This is a genomic window from Streptomyces sp. NPDC107654 (genome assembly GCF_055639035.1).
On sequence record NZ_JBVKBI010000001.1, the window covers coordinates 415114 to 435902 of the forward strand.

The window sequence follows — 20789 nt, forward strand, 5'->3', positions numbered from 1 at the left end:
GCTCAGGGCTTGCTGAAGCGGCGCAGGCTGACGGTGACGCAGACGGCGAACAGGGCGCTCAGCGTCACGGCGACCACGATCAGCGGGTGCTCGCCGACGTAGCCGGGTCCCGTGGTGGCGGGGTTGCCCCACAGGTCGCGGCAGGCGGCGATGACGGCGCTGACCGGGTTCCACTCGGCGATCGGGCGGACGGCGCCGGGCATGGACTGCGGGGAGAGGAAGGCGCTGGACAGGAAGGGCAGCACGATGACGATGAACGGGGCGACGACGCTGATCGTCTCGATGCTGCGCAGGGTGGTGGCGAGCAGCACGCCGAGCCACAGCATCACGTAGGTGAAGGCGGCGATCAGGGCGAACCCGCCGAGCGTGGGCAGCAGACCGGTGTGCGAGCGCCAGCCGAGCAGCAGCCCGGCTCCCGTGGTGACGACGAGCGCGGCCAGGGCGGTCAGCAGGTCCGCGGCGGTGTGCCCGAGGGGCACCGCGGACCGGCTGATCGGCAGTGACCGGAACCGGTCCACGATGCCGCCCTGCAGGTCCATCGCCATGGACACGGCCGTCGGCCCGACACAGGCGAGTCCCACCTGGACGGCGCCGCCGGCGAAGACGTACTCGACGTAACTGCCGCCTGCGGGAAGGGCGATGGCGTCCCGGAACAGGTAGCCGAGCAGCACCATCGACACCAGCGGGTTGAGGACGACGCCGATGGCGCGGCCGGGGCCGCGGCGCAGCCGCCGCAGCCTGCGTCCCAGGACGGCCAGCACCTCGGTGGTGAAGGTCCTCAGGCCCGACCGGGCCCCGCCGACGGGGGAACTCGGGGCGGGGGCCCGGCCGGGGGTCGGCGCCGCGGGGGACGGCGCCGGGGGGAGGGTGGTCGTCATGCCGGACTCCGATCGTCCTGGGTGGTCGGCGGTGCCGTGCGCCGGGTGCCGCCCCGCGCGGTGCCGAGGTCCGAGGCCGCGAGGACGCCCTTCCAGCCGGCCCGGCGGGCGGCGGCCCAGACCCGGCGCCGGCGGGCGGCGGCCGCGCGGGTCGCCGCCCGGGAGGCCGCCGCCCTCACCGGTCGCCTCCGTCCGAGGCGGCGTGCAGCCGGTCGAGTTCGGCGGCGACGGCACGGCCGATGCGGTCCAGGTTCGGGCCGGTGAGCATGTCGTCGTGCCCGCAGTCGACGTGGTGGACGGTGACGGGGCCGCGGGCGTGGGGCTCCCACAGCCGGTCCTTGTCCGTCACCTCGCCCCAGGGCGAGCGGTCGGCGAGGAAGAGCTGCATCTCGCCGTCGTACCGGCCGGGCCGGTAACGGGTGTTGAGGACCTGGTGACGGGCCATCAGGCCGACCATGCGGCTCATCCGCTCCTCGCCCAGCCGGGCGAGCGGGTTGTTGTCGCGCCGCAGCACCTCCACCAGGTCGGCGGGGGTGAGGTCGCGGCCGGCGAACTCGGCGGGGTCGTGTCCGATGCCCTCCAGGAGCCAGGCGAGGGAGCCCTGGACGTCCCGTTCGTCGACGACGTCGGTACGGGGGTAGGCGTCGAGGTTGGCGAGCAGCCCGACCTCCTGGCCGGCCGCCCGGAGCTGCACGGCGATCTCGTAGGCGAGCAGGCCGCCGTAGGACCAGCCGAACAGGTGGTAGGGCCCTTCGGGGCGGACCCGCCGGATCAGTTCGACGTAGGCGGCGGCGTTCTCCTCGATGCTGTCCGGCAGCGGCGCGCCGGCGACGACCGTCGGCGACTGCAGGCCGTACAGGGGGTGTTCCGTCCCGATGTACCGGGCCAGCGGCAGGTAGGACAGCGCGAGTCCGACACCGGAGTGCACGCAGAAGACGGGCGGGCGTTCGCCGGTGGGCCGGATGGCGAGCAGCGGCGCGAACGTGTCCGTCTGCTCCGGTTCCCCGGCCTCCGCGATCGCCTCGGCGACGGCCCGTACGGTGCTGCGCATCGCGGGGGCCGGTGCCTCGGGGGCCGGTGCTTCGGAGGCGGGTTCCGGCGCGGGCCGCGGTGCGGGTCCGGGGCGCAGTCCGGCCGCGAGGGCCGCGACGCTCTGGTGCCGGAAGACGTCCGCGATGGTGATCCCGATGCCCTCCTTGCGGGCCCGCGCCACCAGCCGCAGCGACTTCATGCTGTCCATCGACCGGGTCTCGAAGAAGTTCTCCGCCGCGCCCACGGACCCGGCCCCGACCACCTCGGCCACGATCGCGCACAACCGCTCCACGACCGGATCGGCCTCGGCGGCGGGAGCGTCCGCCGCCGGGACGGCCGGCTCCGCCGGGGCGGCCACGCCCCGGGTGACCTTCCGGCCGGTCCGCCACATGCGCGCCCCGGCCTCGCCCCAGGGGTCGGCCACGAACCGCTCGGCGGTGGCCGTCGCCCGGCCCGCGTAGGCCCGGGCGACGGCCGCGCCGGCGAGGTACAGCTCGCCCTCGGCGGCCGGGCGCAGCGCCTCGTCCAGGACGTAGCCGTGGGCGGGCCACGGGGCGGCGTCCGCCGGGACGGTGCCCGGGGCGGACCATGCGGCGGACGGGCGCTCCCGGGTGGCGACGCCGGTGCCGGCCAGCAGCGCCCCGAACAGGCCCGCCTCGCCCGGACGTCCCTCGTCCAGTGCGGCCGCGACGTGGGCGGCGGCCGTGCGGTGCTCCACGACGGTGCCCGTGGCGCCGCCGCGGGTCACGTACGCGGCCTGTCCGGGCCGGGCCGTGCCGGGCACGGGCCGGGGGTCCGGCACCGCGGCCCCGGTGCGCAGGCCGGCGACGTCGAGGACGAGCACCGGCACCCCGGTCGTCCGCAGGCGTCCGGCCAGGCCGGCGGTGGTCAGGACGCAGACCGGGTCGACGTCCGCGAACAGGGCGCGGACCGCGTCGGCCGGTTCGTCCGCGGCCAGCGGCACATAGGCCGCGCCCGCCTTGAGGACGGCGAGGGCCGCGAGGGCCTGGTCGGCGGCGCGCGGCACGGCGAGTGCCACGGTCCGCTCGGGACCGGCACCGGCCGCGACGAGGGTGTGCGCGAGCTCGTCGGCGTACCGGTCGAGGTCCGCGTACGACAGCGCCTGCGGGCCGCTTCCGGTGGCGACGGCGTCGGGCGCCTCGGCGACCCGCGCGGCGAACAGGTCGAGCAGGGTCGTCTCGGGCAGCTGCCGCACGATGCCGGCGAAGGCGTCACCGTCGGCCGAGCCGTCGCCGTCGGCGCCGCCGGCCCCTTCGTCTCCGTCGGCCGAGCGGTCGGCGGACCGCTCCGGGGCCGCGGGCGCGTCCGTCCCCGCGATCTCCAGGTCGCCGATCGTCATGTCCGGATCGGCCACCGCGCCGCGCAGCACCTGCGTGAACTGCGCCGCGAGGCCCTCGGCCGTCTCCCGGGTGAACAGGTCCTCGCTGAAGGTCAGCAGGCCCTGCATGCCGTCCGTGCCGTACGCCGGCACCAGTTCGACGACGAGGTCCAGCTTGGCCTGCCGGGACGGGACGTACTCGGGGCGGGCGGTCAGGCCGGGCAGGCCCAGGTCGCGTACGCCGTCGTACTGGACGGTGAGCGACACCTGGAACAGCGGGTGCCGGTTCAGTGCGCGGGCGGGCCGCAGCGCGTCGACCACCTGGTCGAACGGCACGTCCTGGTGGGAGAAGGCGGCGAGGTCGGTCTCCCGGAGCCGGTCGAGCAGTTCCCGGAAGGTCGGGTCGCCGCCGGTGTCGCCGCGCAGCACCAGGGTGTTGAGGAACATGCCGACGACGTCCGCGAGCGCGTCGTCCGTGCGGCCCGCGACCGAGACGCCCACCGGGACGTCGGTGCCCGCGCCGCGCCGGGTCAGCAGCGTCGACAGGGCCGCCTGGAAGACGATGAACTCGGTGGTGCCGGTGGAGCGGGCCAGTTCGCCGACGGCCGTGCACAGTGCGGCGTCCACGTCGAACAGGACCACGTCGCCGGTCCGGGTGCCCCGGTCGGGGCGGGGGAAGTCGGCGGGCAGCGGGGTCTCGTCGGGCAGGCCCGCGAGCGCGTCGCGCCAGAAGTCGAGCTGTTCGGCGGCGAGGCTGTCCGGGTCGTCGTCGTCGCCGAGCAGTTCGCGCTGCCAGACGGCGAAGTCGGCGTACTGCACGGGCAGCGGTTCGAAGCGCGGGGCGCGGCCCTTGCCGCGGGCCCGGTAGGCGGCGGCGAAGTCGCCGAGGAACGGGCCCATCGACCAGCCGTCGAAGGCGATGTGGTGGATCACGAAGAGCAGCACGCACTCGCCCGGGCCCGCCGGGAAGAGGCGGACGCGCAGCGGTGTCTCCTGGGTGAGGTCGAAGCCGCGGTCGGCCTCGGCGGCCACCGCCGCCCGCACCTCGCCGGCCGGGACCGACACCACCTTCAGCGCGGGCGTACCCGCCACGGCGTCCAGGACGCGCAGCGAGGGCACCCCGTCGGTGTCGGGGATGACGGTGCGCAGCACCTCGTGCCGTTCGGCGAGGTCGCGCAGTGCCGCCTGGAGGGCGTCCGCGTCGAGCTGCCCGGTGAGCCGGAAGGCGAGCACCGAGTTGAAGGAGCCGTCGGCGCTGCCCTCGCGGCGGTTGAGGAACCACTGGCGCTGCTGGGTGAAGGACAGCGGCCGCTCGGCCCCGGCCGGCGCGGGCGCCAGTGCCGGGCGTGCCCGGTCGGCCTGGGCCACGCGGGCGGCGAGCGCCGCGACGGTGCGGGCCTCGAAGAGGGCGCGGATGGGGAGTTCGGCGCCGAGGACGCTGCGTACCCGGCTGACCAAGCGGGTGGCGAGCAGCGAGTGCCCGCCGATCTCGAAGAAGTCGTCGTCGGCGTGGACCTGTTCGCGGCCGAGGATGTCGGCGAACAGGCCGCACAGGATCTCCTCGACGGGGGTGCGCGGGGCGCGTCCCCGGGTGCCGGCGCCCAGTTCGGGGTCGGGCAGGGCGGCGCGGTCCAGCTTTCCGTTGGTGGTCAGCGGGAGCGCGTCCAGGGCGACGACGGCGGACGGCACCATGTAGTCGGGCAGTTCCGTCACGAGGCGGTCGCGCAGCACGGTGGTGTCCACCCCGGCGCCGGCTCCGGCGGCGACCACGTAGGCGACCAGGCGCCGCTCGCCCGCCTCGTCCTCGCGCATCACGACGGCCGCCTGCTCGACGCCGGGCATGGCCGTCAGGGCCGTGGAGATCTCGCCGAGTTCGATGCGGATGCCGCGCAGCTGCACCTGGTCGTCGGTGCGGTCCAGGTAGTCGAGTTCGCCGTCGGGCAGCCAGCGCACCAGGTCACCGGTGCGGTACATGCGGCTGCCGGCCGGTCCGTGGGGGTCGGGCACGAACCGCAGGGCGGTCAGGTCGGGCCGGCCGAGGTAGCCGCGGGCCAGGCCGCCGCCGACGTACAGCTCGCCGGCGGATCCGACGGGGACCGGGCGCAGCGCCCGGTCCAGGACGTACACGCGGTGCGCGGCGGTCGGGCGGCCGATCGGGGGGCGTCCGCGGCCGGGCACGAGCGGCCCGCTGACGGTGCAGCCCACGACGGCCTCGGTGGGCCCGTACCCGTTGAACATCCGCACCGAGCCCGCCCAGCGGTCGACCACCTCGGCGGGTACGGCCTCGCCGGTGACCACCATGCGCAGGTCGGCGGGGAGCGTGCTGCCCTCGGGCAGCGCGCCGACGACGACCGGCGGCAGCGCGGCCAGGTTGATCCGCTCGTCGTTGATCAGGTCGACCAGCGGCTGTCCCGGGGTGCGGTGCTCCTCGTCGGCGATGACGAGGGTGCCGCCGTTGAGCAGGGCCAGCATGATGCCGAAGACGGAGGCGTCGAAGCTGAAGGACGCGAACTGCAGGACGCGTACGTCCTCGTCCAGCCCGAACCGCTCGGTGAGGCTGTCGACCATCGCCATCAGCCCGGTGTGCGGCACGGTCACCCCCTTGGGGCGGCCGGTGGACCCGGAGGTGTAGATCATGTACGCGGTGTGCAGCGGGTGAAGCGTCCCGTGCCGGTCGCCGGCGTCGGTCAGGTCGGTGCCGTCCAGGTCCGCCAGCTCCGCCGCGGTTCCGGGCGAGTCGAGGAGCAGGGGGGTGTCGGTGACGATCGGCAGCTCGGGCAGCCCCGCCGGGCGGGCGGCGGTGTCGGTGTCGGTGAGCAGGACGGCGGGCCGCGCGTCCGCCAGGAGGTAGCCGATGCGGTCGGCCGGGTAGTCGACGTCCACGGGCAGGAACACGGCGCCCGCCTTCAGCGCGGCCAGGGCCGCCACCACCAGCTGCGGGGAGCGCGGCAGCAGGACGGCGACCGGCTGTTCGGCTCGTACGCCCCGGGAGACGAGGAGCCGGGCGAGCCGGTTGGCGCGGGTGTTCAGCTCGGCGTAGGTGAGGACGTCGGCGCCGAGGGAGACGGCGGGCTTGTCCGGGAAGCGGGCCGCCCACCGCTCGAAGGCGTCGGTGGCGAGGGCCGCGGGTTCGGGCCTGGCGGCGTCGACGCCCGCCCAGGCGCGGGTGAGCCGGTGGCGTTCGGTGTCGTCGAGGGTGTCGACGTGGCCGAGCGGGACGCCGGGGTCGGCGGCGAGCCGCTCCAGGACGCGCAGGAAACGCTGGACGAAGCCGTCCGTGTGCTCCTCGGTGAACACGTCGGGCCGGTACTGGGCCTCGACGCGCAGCCGCCCGTCCGCGCCGGGGAAGACGCCGATGGCCAGGGGGTACTCGGCGACGACGCGGGCGGTCCAGCCGAGCATGGCCAGGCCGGGTATGTGCTCGCCGATGCGGTCGAGGGCGCCGGTCGGGTAGTTGTGGAAGCTGACGACGGTGTCGAACAGCTCGCCGGCTCCGGCGCACTGCTGCACCTCGGCCAGGCCCAGGTGGTGGTGGGGTTCGAGGCCGAGCTGGCGGTCCTGGAGGTCGGCGAGCACCGCCTCGAAGGGCTGTGCGGCGTCCAGCCGGGCCCGGACCGGGAGGGTGTGCAGGAACGCGCCCACCATCCGCTCCACTTCCGGCAGTTCGGCGGGGCGGCCGGAGACGACCGCGCCGAAGGTGACGTCGTCGCGTCCGGTGAGGGCGCCGAGGACGGTCGCCCAGGCGCCCTGCATCACGGTGTTCAGGGTGAGGCCGCGGCGGTGTGCCCAGCGGGTGAGCGCGTCCGTGACCTGGTCCGGGATGCCGGCGACGAGGGTTCTGGGCAGCACGGAGACGCGGTCGCGGTCGGCGGGGCCGAGCCGGGTGGCGCCCTCCACGCCGGCGAGTTCGGCCCGCCAGGCCGCGCGGGCCGCCTCCTTGTCCTGCGCCGCCGACCACTCCAGGTAGCGCTGGGCGGGGGCGACGCGGGCGAGGGCGGTCGTGTCGGCGCCGTCGGCCCACAGGGTGACGAGTTCCTCGGCGAGCACGGCGGACAGGGACCAGCCGTCGACCAGCATGTGGTGCGTGGTCCAGACGACGCGGTGCCGGTCGTCGGCGAACCGGTAGACGGTGAAGCGGGTCAGCGGGCCGCGGGTGACGTCGAAGCGGTGCAGCCACTCCTCGTCGGTGCGGCGGGCGGCCTCGGCGTCCACCTCGGCCGCGTCGACGTGGGTCAGGTCGACCTCGGTCCAGGGCAGTTCGACGTGGCCGGGGACCAGCTGGACCGGGTCGCCGGTGTCGCGCTCGCGGAAGCAGGCGCGCAGGCCCGGGTTCCGTTCGAGGAGTGCCTCGGCGGCGGCGCGCAGGGCGGTGCGGTCCAGGGCGCCGCCGATGTCCATGACGACCTGGAGGGTGTACGCGTCCATGCCCTGCCGGTCGAACTCGGCCTGGAAGAGCAGTCCGCGCTGGAGCGGGGAGAGCGGCAGGATGTCGGTGACGCCGCGCAGCTCGGCCTCGTAGGCGTCGATCTCCCGCTGCTCGACGTGGACGAGCGGGAACTCGGCCGGGATGCGGCCGGTGCTGCCGGGCCGTTCCGCGTGCGCGGCGAGGGCCCGCAGGGCGCGGAACCAGGTCTCGGCCAGGTCCCGTACGCCGGCCTCGTCGAGCAGGGCGGAGGCCCAGGTCCAGTCGGCCACCAGGACGGGGCCGTCGGGGCGGTCCTCGGTGACGGCGACGACCTCGACGGGCTGGCGCAGCGGAGTGCCGGGGGCCGCGGTCTGTCCGGCTCCGCCCGCCACCATGGACCAGTCGCCGCCGCTCGCGGTGAACCGGCCCAGGTAGTTGAAGGCGAGCTCGGGTACGGGGGTGCGGGCGAGGACGGCCGCGGTCTGCGGGTTGAGGTGGCGCAGCAGGCCGTGGCCGATGCCGTGGTCGGGCAGGGTGTGCAGGGTGGCCTTGGTCCGCTTCAGGGCGGTGCCGAGGGACGGGCCGGCCTGCCACACGTCGTCCCAGTCGAGCCGGCCGACGTCGAGGCCGACGGGGTGGACGCTGGTGAACCAGCCGACCGTGCGCGACAGGTCCGGGTCGCCGGCGATCTGCTCGCGGCCGTGTCCCTCCAGCTCGACCAGGGCGCGGGTGGCGGTGGAGCCGCCGCGGCGGGCGCGGTCGGCGAGGGCGAGGGCGAGGCCGGTGAGCAGTACCTCGTTGATCTCGGCGTGGAAGGCGGCGGGCACCGTGGTGAGCAGGGCCGCCGTGTGCTCGGCGGGCAGTTCGATGCGCAGGGTGCCGGCGCTGCCGTGCACGTCGCGGGCGGGGTCCAGCGGCTGCTCGGCGAGCGTGACCGACTCGCCGGTCGGCTGCTCGGTCCACAGCGGCAGTTCCGCCACCCGGTCCGCGGTGCGGGCCTCCTCGGCCAGGGTCTTCGCCCAGCGCCGGTAGGAGGTCGGTACGGCGTCCAGCCGCGGCTCGGTGCCGGTGGCGACGGCCTCCCAGGCCGCGCGGAGGTCGGGCAGCAGGATCCGCCAGGAGACGCCGTCGACGGCGAGGTGGTGGACGACGAGGAGGAGCGTGCCGGGGGCGTCGGGGTTCTCGTCGCTCAGCAGGACGGCCTGCATGACGAGGCCGTCCTCGGGGCGCAGCCGGGCACGGGCCGCGGCCAGTTCGCCGGCGAGGCGGGCCGGGCGGTCACCGTCGGCCGGGAGGGTGGCGGTGCGCAGCACGTCGGCGGCGGTGACGCCGCCCCGGGGCTGCGTGGTCAGGGACCACAGGCCCGGCACCGGGACGGTGAGGCGCAGGCGCAGGGTGTCGTGGCGGTCGAGGACGGCCTGGAGCGCGCGCTCCAGCCGGGGGGCGTCGACCTCGGCGGGCACGGTGACGGTGGCGTACTGCGCGAACTCCCTCGTCTCCTGCGGGAGATGGGCGAGCAGCTCGCGCAGCTGGTCGGCGACGGGGAGGAGTCCGACCTCGCCGACGCCGTCCTCCTCGGCGGCGGGCGCGGCCTGCGCGGCCTGCCCGGTGTGGCCGGCCGCGGCGGCGATGGCCGCGGGGGTGCGGTGCCGGAACACGTCCCGGGCGGTGATGACCAGGCCTTCCCTGCGTGCCCGGCTGACGACCTGGAGGGAGCTGATGCTGTCGCCGCCGAGGGCGAAGAAGCCGTCCTCGGGGCCGACCTCGGGCAGGCCGAGGACCTCGGCGAGGACGGCGCACAGGATCCGCTCCTCGTCGGTGCGGGCGGCACGGCCCCGCGTGGGGGCGCCGAAGTCGGGGGCGGGCAGGGCCTTGCGGTCGACCTTGCCATGTGCGGTCAACGGCAGTTCGTCCAGCGCGACGAGGGCGGTCGGCACGAGGGCGCCGGGCAGCCGCTCGACCAGCAGGCCGCGGGCGGCGGCGGTGTCCGGGCGGACGCCGTCGCCGACGACGTAGCCGACGAGCCGCTTCTGTCCGGCCGGGTCGGTGACGGCGGCGGCCACGGCGTCGGCGATGCCGGGCAGGGCGCGCAGGGCCGTCTCGACCTCGCCGAGTTCGATGCGCTGGCCGCGGATCTTCACCTGGTGGTCGACGCGCCCCACGAAGGCGAGCTGCCCGTCGGACCGCAGCACGACGTGGTCGCCGGTGCGGTACATGCGGGAACCGTCGGCGGCGAACGGGTCGGGCACGAACGTGGCGGCGGTGCGGCGCGGGTCGGCGAGGTAGCCGCGGCCGACGCCCCGGCCGGCGATGAACAGTTCGCCCTGGACACCGCGGGGTACCGGCCGCAGGTCGGCGCCGAGGACGTACAGCCGGGTGTTGCGCAGCGGCCGGCCGATCGGCACGACGGGCGCGTCCAGGTCGCCGGGGCCGGTGAGATAGGCGTGCGTGACGTCGTCGGAGCACTCGGTGGGGCCGTAGAGGTTGGCGAGCGGGATGCCCGGGTAGCGGGCGAACCAGCGGGTGCACAGGTCGGCGGGGAGCGCCTCGCCGTTGGAGATCATCCAGCGCAGGGCGGGCAGGGCGGGTGCGGTGCCGGCCGCGTCCCAGACGTCGAGGGTGGCGCGCAGCAGGGACGGCACGACCTCGATGACGGTCAGCTCCTCGGCGCCGATGACCGGGAACAGGACGTCCGGGTCGGCGATGTCGCCGCGGGCGAAGGCGCGCACCCGGCCGCCGACGAGCAGGGTCGTCAGGGTCTGCCAGACGGTGACGTCGAAGGTGACGGGCGCGTTGTGGACGAGCGCGTCGGCCTGGGTCAGCCCGAACTCCTCGATCTTGGCGAGGAGGTGGTTGACCATGCCGCCGCGCTGCACCATGGCGCCCTTGGGCTTGCCGGTGGAGCCGGAGGTGTAGATGACGTACGCGAGGTCGAGCGGGCCGCCGGTGACGGGGGCCAGGTCGTCGGCGGGGTCGGTGCGGCCGTCCAGGACGTGCACGGGCAGCGGCTCGTCCAGGGGCGCGGTGATCCGGCGTGCGAGGTCGGCGTGCTCGTCCTGGGTGAGCAGGGAACCGGCGCCGCTGTCGCGCAGCAGCGCGGTCAGCCGGGCGGCCGGGGCGCCGGGGTCGAGGGGCACGAAGGCGCGTCCGGCGCCGAGGACGGCGAGTTCCGCGGTGACGAAGTCACGGCCCGGCTCGGTGAGGACGGCGACCGGTCCGTGGCCGGTCAGCAGGCGGGAGACGGCGGAGGCCCGGCCGACCAGTACGGCGTAGTCGATGCTGCCGCCGTCGTCGGTGACGGCCACCGCGTGCGGTGCCCGCGCGGCCTGCTCCCGGACGCGTTCCACGACGCCCCGGTAGGGCGTCTCGCGGACGGGACCGGTGAGGGTGGCGGAGAGGTCGGCGCGCTCGTCGGCGGTGAGCAGGTCGAGGCCGCCGAGCGGGGCGTCGGGCGCGGCCCGGAGGAAGGCGTCCAGGAAGGCGGTGAACCGGTCGAGGTGGGTGCGGATCCCGGCGCGGTCGTAGCGTGCGGTGTTGCCGCTGAGGTCGACGCCGATGCCGGCCTCGCCCTTGTCGGCGACGGTGAACTCCAGGTCGTCCACCAGGCCCGTGGACGGGCTGTAGATGGTGGCCTCGCAGGGGCCGATGGCCAGCTTCTCGACCTGCGGCATCATGTTGAGGAACGGGCCGAAGGGCCGCCGGTCGTCGCTGGACAGGCCCATCGCCCGGCGGATCCTGCTGACGCGGTGGCGCTGGTGCTTCAGGCTCTGGGAGAACACCTGGTACGTCTCGGCCAGCAGCGTGGCGCGGGTGGTGTGCGCGGGCACGGCCAGGCGCAGCGGCAGGTTGTTGACGACCATGCCGGGGACGCGCTGCATGGTGCCGCCGACGCGGGCCGTCACCGGCAGGGCGAGCAGTACGTCCTCGGTGCCGGCGGTGCGCGCGGTGTAGGCGCCCAGCGCGGCGGCGAGCGTGGTCTGCCAGGTCACCCGGGACTCCCAGGCGACCGAGCGCAGCAGCTCGGCGGTGCGCTCGGGCAGGACGGTGCCCTCCTGGTGGAAGGTCTGGGCGGGCTCGGCGTCGCGGGTGGCGAGGCTGATCAGCCCGGGGCCGTCACCGACCTGCCGCTGCCAGTAGGCGGCGTCGCGTTCGGCCTTCGGCGACGCGGTGTACGCCGCCTCGGCCTCGACGAGTGTGGCGAGCGGGGGGAAGCGGTTCTCGTCCAGGGAGGTGCCGTCGAGCAGGGCGCCGTAGATCTCGGAGAGCCGCTGGAAGTAGATGACGTAGCTGAAGCCGTCGGAGACGAGGTGGTGGTTGAGCAGGCAGAAGAAGGTGCGCTCGGGGCCGAGCGTGAACACGCTCAGCCGGAACAACGGGACGTGCGCTGCGCCGTCCGGCCCCTCGCCCGGTGCCTCGTCCGGGCCCTCGTCCAGCGGGAAGGGCACGGCGAGGTCGGCGCGGATCGCCTGCTCGGCGGCGGCCGCGGGGTCGGGGGCCGTGCCGACGTCGGTGACGGTCAGCGGCAGCGCGCCGAGCGGTTCGACGAACTGGCGCGGTTCGCCGCCCCGGTCGTCGAACCGGGCGCGCAGGCACTCCGACTCCTCGGCCAGCCGGGCGAGGGCGGTGCGGAAGAGGTCGAGGTCGAGCGGTCCGCGGATGTCCCAGTAGATGGCGGTGTTGTAGGTCGCGCCCCCGCCGGAGAGTTTCGCGTCGAACCAGATGTCCTTCTGGCCGGCGGTGAGCGGCAGGCCGGCCGTCTGAACGGATGTCATAGCAGTCCCCTAGCGAAGGTCACTGAAGTCACGCCGTAGTCGTGGAGTGGGTATGGGGGGTGGGGTGGAGGTGGTGGGGGGCGGTGCGTGGGGGTGGTGGTGCGTGGAGGGCGGTCGTGGGGCCCGGGGTGGGCGGGGTCAGCCGCAGCCGCCCGCGTGCCCGTCGTCGGTGGCCGTGCCGATGCCGACCGCGGTCAGCTCGCGCGGTATCCCGGCGGCCGGCTCCTCCTGGGAGCGCAGGTGCTCCACGAACGCGTCGAGCCGGTCGATCCCCCAGAAGCGGCTGTAGCCGTGCACGAAGAACGGGACGCCGAACACGCCGTCCTTGCAGACGTCGAGGAGGATGCGGATGCCCTCGGCGCGCAGCTCGGGCCGGTCGCTGGCGCGGGACAGGCGCTGCGGGTCGATGCCCAGCTCCCAGCCGATGTCCTCGATGGTGCGCGGGTCGCAGATGTCGCGGCCCTGGCCGAACCTGGCCCGGTACACCGCGTCGATGTAGTCGTGGCCGCGGCCCTGGGCGGCGGCGACCAGGTAGCCCAGGTGCGGGACCTCCCACACCGGGTCGCGGTCGACCGGCCAGGTGACCTTGATCCCGCGGGCCTTGGTGAGGCGGCCGACGTCCTGGAGCACGTAGCGGTTCTTCTCGCGGGACATCTCCGAGTACGGGAACCGGCCGCCCTGCTCCTCCATGAGCCGGGCGCTGAGCGGGTCGGGCTCGAAGAACGGCACCCATTCGAGGCGCTCGGCGAGGTCCCGGTGCTCGGTCATCAGCGTGCGGTAGGCGAGCCACGAGTAGGGGCTGCGCAGGGAGAAGTAGAACCGCGGCGTCTTGTTCTTGGGCATGGTGGCGCCCCTTTCCGGTCAGACGACTTTCCGGTCAGACGACGAGGCCGCCGTCGACTCCGAATACCTGTCCTGTGATGTACGAGGCGCGGTCGGACGCGAGGAAGGCCACCAGGTCGGCGACCTCCTCGGGGCGGCCGAGGCGGCCGAGCGGGATCCGCTCGGTCATCTTCCTGACGTGGTCGTCGGCGAGGCCGGAGAGCATGTCGGTGTCGATGAAGCCGGGCGCCACCGCGTTGGCGCGGATGCCGTAGCGGCCGGACTCCTTGGCGAGTGCCTTGGTGAAGCCGATGATCCCGGCCTTGGTCGCCGAGTAGTTGGCCTGGGTGGCGTTGCCGTAGACGCCGGCCACCGAGGACAGTGTGATCACCGAGCCGGACCTGCGCTTCATCATGGCGAACACGCCGGCCTTGCAGAGGTTGTAGGTGCCGTCCAGGTTGACCCGCAGTACGGCGTCCCAGTCGGCCGGCGCGAGCATGACCAGCGGGTTGTCCCGCACGATGCCCGCGCAGGACACCACGGTGGCCAGCGGGCCGAGTGCGCGCTGGGCGGCCTTGACGAAGTCGTGTACGGCGTCGTGGTCGGCGACGTCGGTGCGCGCGGCGTACACCCGGGCGCCCTCTGCGGTCGCCTCCTCGGCGACGGCGTCGGCGGCCTCCTTGTTGGACTGGAAGCAGAACGCCACGTCGTAGCCGTCGCGGGCGAGCCGGGTCACCACGTGGCGGCCGATACCGCGCGAGCCGCCGCTGACGAGGGCGACGGGCCGGTCGGTTGCGGACATGCTGGTCTCTCCTGAGGGCTCTGGGGTGGGTGTCGGCCGCTTGGGCGGCCGGTCCGCGTGGCTCACACGCCGGTGAAGACGGCGCAGCCGACCTGGCCGTCCGGCTCGACGCCGGTCACCAGGGCCGCCTCGCCGGGGCCGAGGCCCTGCTCGCCGGCGGCGGCGAGGACGGCGGCCAGCTGGAGCGCCGTGGCCGCGGCGGAGGTGTCGCCGAGGTGCTCGCGCAGCCGGATCCAGGCGGGGTCGGCGCCGGGCAGGGCGTCGGTGACGGCCTGCTCCTCCTCGGCGGCCGGCTTCCCGCCGCCGCCGAGCGGGGCCACGAACCGTACGGAGCCGGGCGCCACGCCCGCCGCGTCCAGGGTGCTGCGGACGCAGGCGGTGAGGGCGTCGCGGATGCCGTCGGGTCCCTGGTAGGCGCGGAAGCGGGTGCCGGCGATCCGGGCCAGGACGGTACGGCCGGCCGCGGTGGCGTCCTCGGCCGGCTCGACCAGGAACACGGCCGCGCCCTCGCCAAGCGGGGTCCGCCGCTCCTCCTCGGCCCGCCCGTGCCACTCCAGCCAGGCGCGCTGGGTGGAGAACTCCTCGGCGGCCCCGCACAGCACCCGGGCGCAGTGGCCGCCGCGGTGCAGGCGCAGCGCGTAGCCGAGGGCGAGCAGACCGGTCAGCGCGCCGCCCGCGACCGTGGTGTTGGGGCCCTTGATCCGGTGCCAGATGGCGCTCTGCCCGGCGGCCCGGTTCATCACGGTGTTCGGGAAGCGGGCGGGCTCCACGTGGTACGGGCGCTCCCCGGACAGCGAGTCCTTGGTGAAGTCCATGATGCTCTGGACGCTGCCGGAGCCGGTGCCGAGGACCAGGGCGGTCTGCTCGGGGCGGCCCTCGAGTTCTCCGGCGATGGCGCCGACGAGTCCGCCGACCGCGGTGACGGCGAGCGCGGTCACCCGGTCCATGGTCCGGGTGCCCTTCTTGCCGACGTACTTGGCTGCGGTGAAGTCGGGTACCAGGGCGGCCCGTTCGAAGGGCACGGGGTAGCTGTCGTGGTCGAGGGCGGCGATCGCGTCGCGCCCCTCGGCGAGCCCCTCCCGCAGCGGGGCGTTGCCCACGCCGTAGGGGGAGATCGCCGACCAGGCGGAGATGACGAGGGACGACGGCATCACACGGCCTCCTTCAGGGGCTCCGGGCGGTCGGTGCGCCGTGTGCGGTTCATCCGGCCGAGGATCAGCACGGCGTTGTTGCCCGCGAAGGCGAGCGCGTTGTTCTGCACGACGTTCAGCTCGGCGGGGCGGGCCTCGTTCGGCACGCAGTCCAGGCCGCACTCCGGGTCCGTCTCGCGGTGGTTGACCGTCGGCGGGATGAAGCCCTCGGTGAGGGCGAGGGCGCAGGCCGCCGCGGCGAGGGCGCTGGCCGCCCCCATGGAGTGGCCGATCATCGACTTGATGGAGACGGTGGGCGGCGGGGTGTCGAAGACCTGCCGGATGGCTCCGGCCTCCGTCACGTCGTTGGCCCGGGTGCCGGTGCCGTGCGCGGAGATGAAGTCGATGTCCTCCTGCGCCACGCCGGCGTTGCGGTGGGCGACCTCCATGCACCGGGCGAGGCTGTCCTGGTCGGGGGCGACCGGGTGGTGGGCGTCGCAGTTCAGGCCGTAGCCGAGCACCTCGGCGTAGATCCGTGCCCCGCGGGCGAGGGCGGACTCCAGGCTTTCGAGGAGGAGGATGCCCGCGCCCTCGCCGGTGAGGATGCCCTTGCGGTCGATGTCGAAGGGCTGGCAGACCTCCGGGGCGATGGTGCCCAGGCGGTAGAAGCCGGTGAAGGTCTTGCGGCAGACGGCGTCGGCGCCGCCGCACAGCGCGGCCTCCACCTCGCCGTGCCGGATGGCGTCGAAGCCGCTGCCGATCGCGTAGTTGCCGGCCGCGCAGGCGGTCGGGATGGTGAGGGCCTCGACATCGACCAGGCCGAGTTCCCTGACGATGCCGCTGGACAGTCGTCCGGCCTGCGCCCGGCGGGCCACGCCGGGCGACAACCGCTCCGGTCCTTCCGTGAGTTGGGTGCCGACCAGGGTGTCGAGGTCGCGCGACTCGGCGTCGGTGGTGCCGACCGAGACCAGCACCCTGCGCTCGCGCAGGTCCTGCGCGGTCAGTCCGGCGTCGGCGACGGCCATGTTGGCCGCGGCGACGGAGAACTGGGTGGCCCGGCCCAGCTCCTGGGGGTCGACGTGGTGGATCCAGTCGCCCGGCACGAAGTCGGCCACCTCGCAGGCGTTGGCGTGCGCGAAGCCGGTCGTGTCGAAGGCCGTGATGGGCTTGACCCCGCTGCGGCCGGACTTCAGTCCGTCCAGGAAGGCCGGGGCTCCGAGCCCGATGCTGGTGACCGTGCCGAGTCCGGTGATGACCACTCGGCGTGGCTGCTGCTCGTCGTCGTACACCATGCGCTCCCGTCGCATCCGTGGGGCGGGGGTGGCTAGTTGGCCCGTGCGGCGACGGCCTCGCCGACCACGGTCACGACGCCGTCCAGGTTGACCATGCGGGACAGCTCGGCCTGGTCGATGTCGGTGCCGAAGGCCCGCTCCAGCTGGGAGAGGATCTCGATGGCGCCCATCGAGTCCGCCTCGTGGTCCTCCTTGAAGCGGCTGGTGTCGGTCATGTCCTCCGGCTCGATCTCCAGGATGTCGCAGATGATGCCCTTGATCCTGGCGCGGTCCTCGGTGTTCAGCTCGTGTGTTGTCGTCATGTCAACGATGCTGGCCGATGCCGCTGACCGTTCACTGACGAGTCGCTGACACGTACCGCCAGGCTCTGCCCCAAGGTCTCAGGAGGCGGCGGAACCGGTGAGGAAAGACTGGAGTTCGGGGAGTTCGGCGCGGTGCTCGACGAGCCAGCGCCAGTATCCGGGGATCGTGCGGGCGTAGCCGCAGTAGTAGTCGCGGACCGCGTGCACGAGCCGGCGTACGGTCTCCTCGGTGACCGCGCCGCGCCGCCACACCAGCTGCATCTCGACCAGCTCGGTGTCGGCCAGCGGGGTCAGCCGTACGTCGGGGGTGGCCCCGGAGGGCGTGGCCAGGGCCGCGGCCCCGCTGCCGGCCACCCAGGTCATCGCCTCGCGCTGGGTGCTGACGTGGTGCAGCACGCGGGCGGAACCGGGCCGGCCGAGTCCGGTGAGCAGCCGTTCCTCGACGGTGTGCAGCCAGTGTTCCCGCGAGTAGCGTACCCAGGTGTCCTCGGCGCGCCCCTCGTCCGCGGGCAGGGCGAGCCAGACGGGTTCGCGCACCACCGTCACGCTGCCGAGGGCGGGTTCGGCCGGGTCGGGAGCGGGGGCGGACAGCCGGGCGGGGCCCGGTACCAGGGCCACGGAGAGCGTGCCGCGGCGCACGCCCGCGACCGCGGCGTCGGGCGAGAGGGTCTCGGTCAGCACGGCGGTGCCGGGCAGCACGCTCTGCAGGGCGTCGCCGAGGGTGGGCGGGGTCCATTCGGTGTTGCCCAGGCGCAGGTGGCCGGCGCCGGCACGGCCGGCCTGGGCGTTGATCTCGTCGGCCCGTCGTACGAGGTCGCCGAGCAGCGGGATGAGCCGCTCGCCCAGCGGGGTCGGTGTGACCCCGCTGCGGGAGCGCTCGAAGAGTTCACCGCCGAGAGCCCGTTCGATGCGTCGGAGCTGGGCGGTGAGGCTCGGCTGGGGAAGGCTGAGTTCGTTCGCGCCGCGGGAGATGCTTCCGGCTTCACTTATCGTGACGACGATCCGCGCATGCCTCAATTCGATGTCCATGAGCCGCCTCGGTTTCGGAGCAGGCAAACGGAATCCGCCCGTCCGGGACCTGACCGGATGATCAGGTCCCGGGCGGACGGAGTTTCCACTGCCGTTCCACGGTAACCGCGCGGCGACGGACGACAACCCTCCTCTTGAGGTTTTCCCGTACTGCCCCAGTCCGGCCTCAGTATGTGCTCAGACATTATTCAGACCTTATTCAGGCCTTATTCAGTGATCCGTCAGTGCTTTTTCAGCGGTTATTCAGCGCTTCTTCAGCGTTACTTCAGTGAACCGCCAGTTCTTTGCCGGTCGCTTCCGCGGCCGTTCCTCAACAGCCCTCCAGCTGTTCAGCCGTCATTCCCTAGCGGTGTGCGAGGACCTGCCGCGGTTCGCCGAGCACGTCGTCCTGCTGCAGAATCGCCTGATAGGCGCGGTGCAGTGCGCGGCCCGGTTCCAGACCCATTTCGTCGGCGAGTCTGCGGCGGGCACGGTGGAACACGTCGAGGGCCTCGGCCTGCCGCCCCCCGTGGTAGAGCGCCAGCATCAGCAGTTCGGTGAGCCGCTCCCGTTCGGGATGCTCGGCGGCCGTCCCGCGCAGTTCCGGCAGCGAGATGCGGTGCGGGTCCACCGCGAGCCGCGCCGTGGTCAGGTCCTCGTACACGGTGATGCGCCGTTCCTCCAGATCGGCCGCGGCGATCCGCACCCGCAGGCCGTCGTGGGCGTCCGTCAGGGCGAGACCGCGCCACAGGGACAGGGCCTCCTCCAGCGCGACCGCGGCCAGCGTCGGGTCGCTCGCCACCAGGTCGGCGCCGCTGCGCGCCAGCTCCCGGAAGCGGTGGGCGTCCACCCGGTCGGCGGGGACACCGAGCTGGTAGCCCCCGCCCACGGTGCGGATCAGCTCGTCGCCGCGCCGGCCGGTGATCGACTCCAGGTACCTGCGCAGCCGGCCGACGCTCGCCTGCAGCGCGTTGCGAGCGTTGGCGAGCGTGCGGCCCGCCCACAGCTCGTCCTCCAACTGGTCCGCCGGGATCGTGCGTCCCGGGGAGAGCGCGAGCAGGGCGAGAATCGCCGTCAGCCGCTTCGACCCCACCGCGTGCTGTCGATTGCCGTACCGCACGGAAACCGAACCGAGAACCTGTATGTCCATGAGCGACGCCCCCGTAACTCGTTGGTTTGAGGCCCAAATATCGCCCGGGTCCACCGGTCAGGGGAAATACCATCCGCGTCGTCCGCGAACGTCCGCATGGTATGGGGGCCCCTTGCTGGGGCGCACGCCACGCGGGCATAATGCCGAATGAGGCTGACGGTTCGCTGACGCCGACCGGATTCCGGCCAACGAACCGATGCACCATGCGTTTTTCAGCCGTGGCTTAACGACCTGTTGTGCCCCGGCGCCGATTCCTAGGCTCCTGCCATGTCCGGAAGTCGGTCAACGAACAGGAGTCACCCCATGCTCAACAGACTGGTCATTGTCGGCGGCGGAACAGCGGGCTGGATGACGGCCTCGTACTTCAAGGCCGCCTTCGGCGACCGCATCGACATCACGCTGGTGGAGTCCGGCAATGTCGGCGCGGTCGGCGTCGGCGAGGCGACGTTCAGTGACATCCGGCACTTCTTCGAGTTCCTCGGGCTCAAGGAGAAGGACTGGATGCCGGCCTGCAACGCGACGTACAAGCTGGCGGTCCGGTTCGAGAACTGGCGCGAGGAGGGCCACTACTTCTACCACCCGTTCGAGCAGATGCGGTCGGTCAACGGCTTCCCGCTGGCGGACTGGTGGCTGAAGACGCGCCCGACGGACCGGTTCGACAAGGACATCTTCGTCATGCCCTCCGTCATCGACGCCGGGCTCAGCCCGCGCCACCTGGACGGCACGCTGATCGACCAGCCCTTCGACGAGGGCGCGGACGAGATGCAGGGCCTGACGATGTCCGAGCACCAGGGCAAGACGCAGTTCCCCTACGCCTACCAGTTCGAGGCGGCGCTGCTCGCCAAGTACCTGACGAAGTACGCGGTCGAGCGCGGCGTGAAGCACATCACGGACGACGTGAAGAAGGTCAACCTCGACGAGCGCGGCTGGATCTCCAACGTCACCACGGCCGAGCACGGTGACATCGAGGGCGACGTGTTCGTGGACTGCACCGGGTTCCGCGGACTGCTGCTGAACCAGGCGCTGGAGACGCCGTTCATCTCCTACGCGGACACCCTGCCCAACGACAGCGCGGTGGCGCTTCAGGTCCCGATGGACATGCAGGCCCGCGGCATCCTGCCGTGCACCACGGCCACCGCCCAGGAGGCCGGCTGGATCTGGACGATCCCGCTGATGGGCCGGGTCGGCACCGGCTACGTCTACGCCAAGGACTACCTGTCCCCGGAGGAGGCCGAGCGTACGCTGCGCGAGTTCGTGGGCCCGGCCGCGGCGGACGTCGAGGCCAACCACATCAAGATGCGCATCGGCCGCAGCGAGAACTCCTGGGTCAACAACTGCGTCGCGATCGGCCTGTCCAGCGGCTTCGTGGAGCCCCTGGAGTCCACCGGCATCTTCTTCATCCACCACGCCATCGAGCAGCTCGCCAAGAACTTCCCCGACGAGTCCTGGAACCCGGTCCAGCGGCAGCTGTACAACGACTCGGTCGCCCATGTCATGGACGGCATACGGGAGTTCCTCGTCCTGCACTACGTCTCCGCCAAGCGCAACGACACGCAGTACTGGCGCGACGCGAAGACCCGCCGCGTGCCGGACGAGCTGGCGGCCCGCATCGAGAAGTGGAAGACCCAGCTCCCCGACTCGGAGACCATCTTCCCCTACTACCACGGCCTGCCGGCGTACTCCTACCACTGCGTCCTGCTCGGCATGGGCGGCATCGAGGTGCAGGCCTCCCCGGCCCTCGCCCTCGCCGACCCGAGCGCGGCGGAACGGGAGTTCGCAGCGATCCGCGACAAGACGCGCCGCCTGACCGAGACGCTGCCGAAGGCGTACGACTACTTCGCCGCGCAGCACTGACCG

11 protein-coding genes are annotated in these 20789 nt (G+C 73.6%); 1 reads left to right on the forward strand and 10 read right to left on the reverse strand.

Features of this window, described 5'->3' with window-relative positions:
* Positions 1 to 2: 2 nt before the first annotated feature.
* The 10 genes from ACZ7N4_RS01865 to ACZ7N4_RS01910 form a co-directional block, all read right to left on the reverse strand.
* Positions 3 to 878, reverse strand: a complete 876-nt coding sequence (locus ACZ7N4_RS01865) for an ABC transporter permease (RefSeq protein ID WP_471352682.1) — start codon at positions 876 to 878, stop codon at positions 3 to 5.
* Positions 875 to 1057: a hypothetical protein gene (locus ACZ7N4_RS01870; protein WP_471352684.1), complete on the reverse strand. Its 183-nt coding sequence runs from the start codon at positions 1055 to 1057 to the stop codon at positions 875 to 877. Before ACZ7N4_RS01870 ends, ACZ7N4_RS01865 begins: the two co-directional genes overlap by 4 nt.
* On the reverse strand, positions 1054 to 12426 hold the full coding sequence (locus ACZ7N4_RS01875; RefSeq protein ID WP_471352686.1) for an amino acid adenylation domain-containing protein: 11373 nt from the start codon (positions 12424 to 12426) through the stop codon (positions 1054 to 1056). Before ACZ7N4_RS01875 ends, ACZ7N4_RS01870 begins: the two co-directional genes overlap by 4 nt.
* Positions 12427 to 12564: 138 nt before the next feature.
* Positions 12565 to 13269, reverse strand: a complete 705-nt coding sequence (locus ACZ7N4_RS01880) for a DsbA family protein (RefSeq protein WP_471352688.1) — start codon at positions 13267 to 13269, stop codon at positions 12565 to 12567.
* Between the two features lie 34 nt (positions 13270 to 13303).
* Positions 13304 to 14050 carry a 3-oxoacyl-ACP reductase FabG gene (gene fabG, locus ACZ7N4_RS01885; RefSeq protein WP_471352690.1) on the reverse strand — a complete coding sequence of 249 codons (747 nt, stop codon included), beginning with the start codon at positions 14048 to 14050 and terminating at the stop codon, positions 13304 to 13306.
* Between the two features lie 62 nt (positions 14051 to 14112).
* Positions 14113 to 15201, reverse strand: a complete 1089-nt coding sequence (locus ACZ7N4_RS01890; protein WP_471352693.1) for a beta-ketoacyl synthase N-terminal-like domain-containing protein — start codon at positions 15199 to 15201, stop codon at positions 14113 to 14115.
* A complete protein-coding gene (locus ACZ7N4_RS01895) occupies positions 15201 to 16472 on the reverse strand; it encodes a beta-ketoacyl-[acyl-carrier-protein] synthase family protein (RefSeq protein ID WP_471352695.1) in 1272 nt (423 codons plus the stop codon). The genes ACZ7N4_RS01890 and ACZ7N4_RS01895 overlap by 1 nt, the downstream gene beginning before the upstream one ends.
* A gap of 32 nt (positions 16473 to 16504) precedes the next feature.
* Complete coding sequence (locus ACZ7N4_RS01900) at positions 16505 to 16774, reverse strand: acyl carrier protein (RefSeq protein ID WP_471352697.1); 270 nt, start codon at positions 16772 to 16774, stop codon at positions 16505 to 16507.
* Positions 16775 to 16852: 78 nt separating this feature from the next.
* Complete coding sequence (locus tag ACZ7N4_RS01905; RefSeq protein ID WP_471352699.1) at positions 16853 to 17803, reverse strand: LysR family transcriptional regulator; 951 nt, start codon at positions 17801 to 17803, stop codon at positions 16853 to 16855.
* Positions 17804 to 18146: 343 nt separating this feature from the next.
* Entirely contained in the window at positions 18147 to 18932 is a 786-nt protein-coding gene (locus tag ACZ7N4_RS01910) for an AfsR/SARP family transcriptional regulator (protein ID WP_471352701.1), read from the reverse strand.
* A 303-nt stretch (positions 18933 to 19235) separates the two neighbouring features.
* Here ACZ7N4_RS01910 and ACZ7N4_RS01915 point away from each other — a divergent pair, with 303 nt between their 5' ends.
* Complete coding sequence (locus tag ACZ7N4_RS01915) at positions 19236 to 20786, forward strand: tryptophan halogenase family protein (protein ID WP_471352703.1); 1551 nt, start codon at positions 19236 to 19238, stop codon at positions 20784 to 20786.
* The last annotated feature ends 3 nt before the right edge of the window (positions 20787 to 20789 follow it).

Bases quoted from the DNA above. Each gene is read 5' to 3' on its own strand.
- fabG (WP_471352690.1), bottom strand. From the start codon at position 14,050: ATGTCCGCAACCGACCGGCCCGTCGCCCTCGTCAGCGGCGGCTCGCGC.
- ACZ7N4_RS01880 (WP_471352688.1), bottom strand. From the start codon at position 13,269: ATGCCCAAGAACAAGACGCCGCGGTTCTACTTCTCCCTGCGCAGCCCC.
- ACZ7N4_RS01895 (WP_471352695.1), bottom strand. From the start codon at position 16,472: ATGGTGTACGACGACGAGCAGCAGCCACGCCGAGTGGTCATCACCGGA.
- ACZ7N4_RS01915 (WP_471352703.1), top strand. From the start codon at position 19,236: ATGCTCAACAGACTGGTCATTGTCGGCGGCGGAACAGCGGGCTGGATG.
- ACZ7N4_RS01910 (WP_471352701.1), bottom strand. From the start codon at position 18,932: ATGGACATACAGGTTCTCGGTTCGGTTTCCGTGCGGTACGGCAATCGA.
- ACZ7N4_RS01900 (WP_471352697.1), bottom strand. From the start codon at position 16,774: ATGACGACAACACACGAGCTGAACACCGAGGACCGCGCCAGGATCAAG.
- ACZ7N4_RS01875 (WP_471352686.1), bottom strand. From the start codon at position 12,426: ATGACATCCGTTCAGACGGCCGGCCTGCCGCTCACCGCCGGCCAGAAG.
- ACZ7N4_RS01905 (WP_471352699.1), bottom strand. From the start codon at position 17,803: ATGGACATCGAATTGAGGCATGCGCGGATCGTCGTCACGATAAGTGAA.
- ACZ7N4_RS01890 (WP_471352693.1), bottom strand. From the start codon at position 15,201: ATGCCGTCGTCCCTCGTCATCTCCGCCTGGTCGGCGATCTCCCCCTAC.
- ACZ7N4_RS01865 (WP_471352682.1), bottom strand. From the start codon at position 878: ATGACGACCACCCTCCCCCCGGCGCCGTCCCCCGCGGCGCCGACCCCC.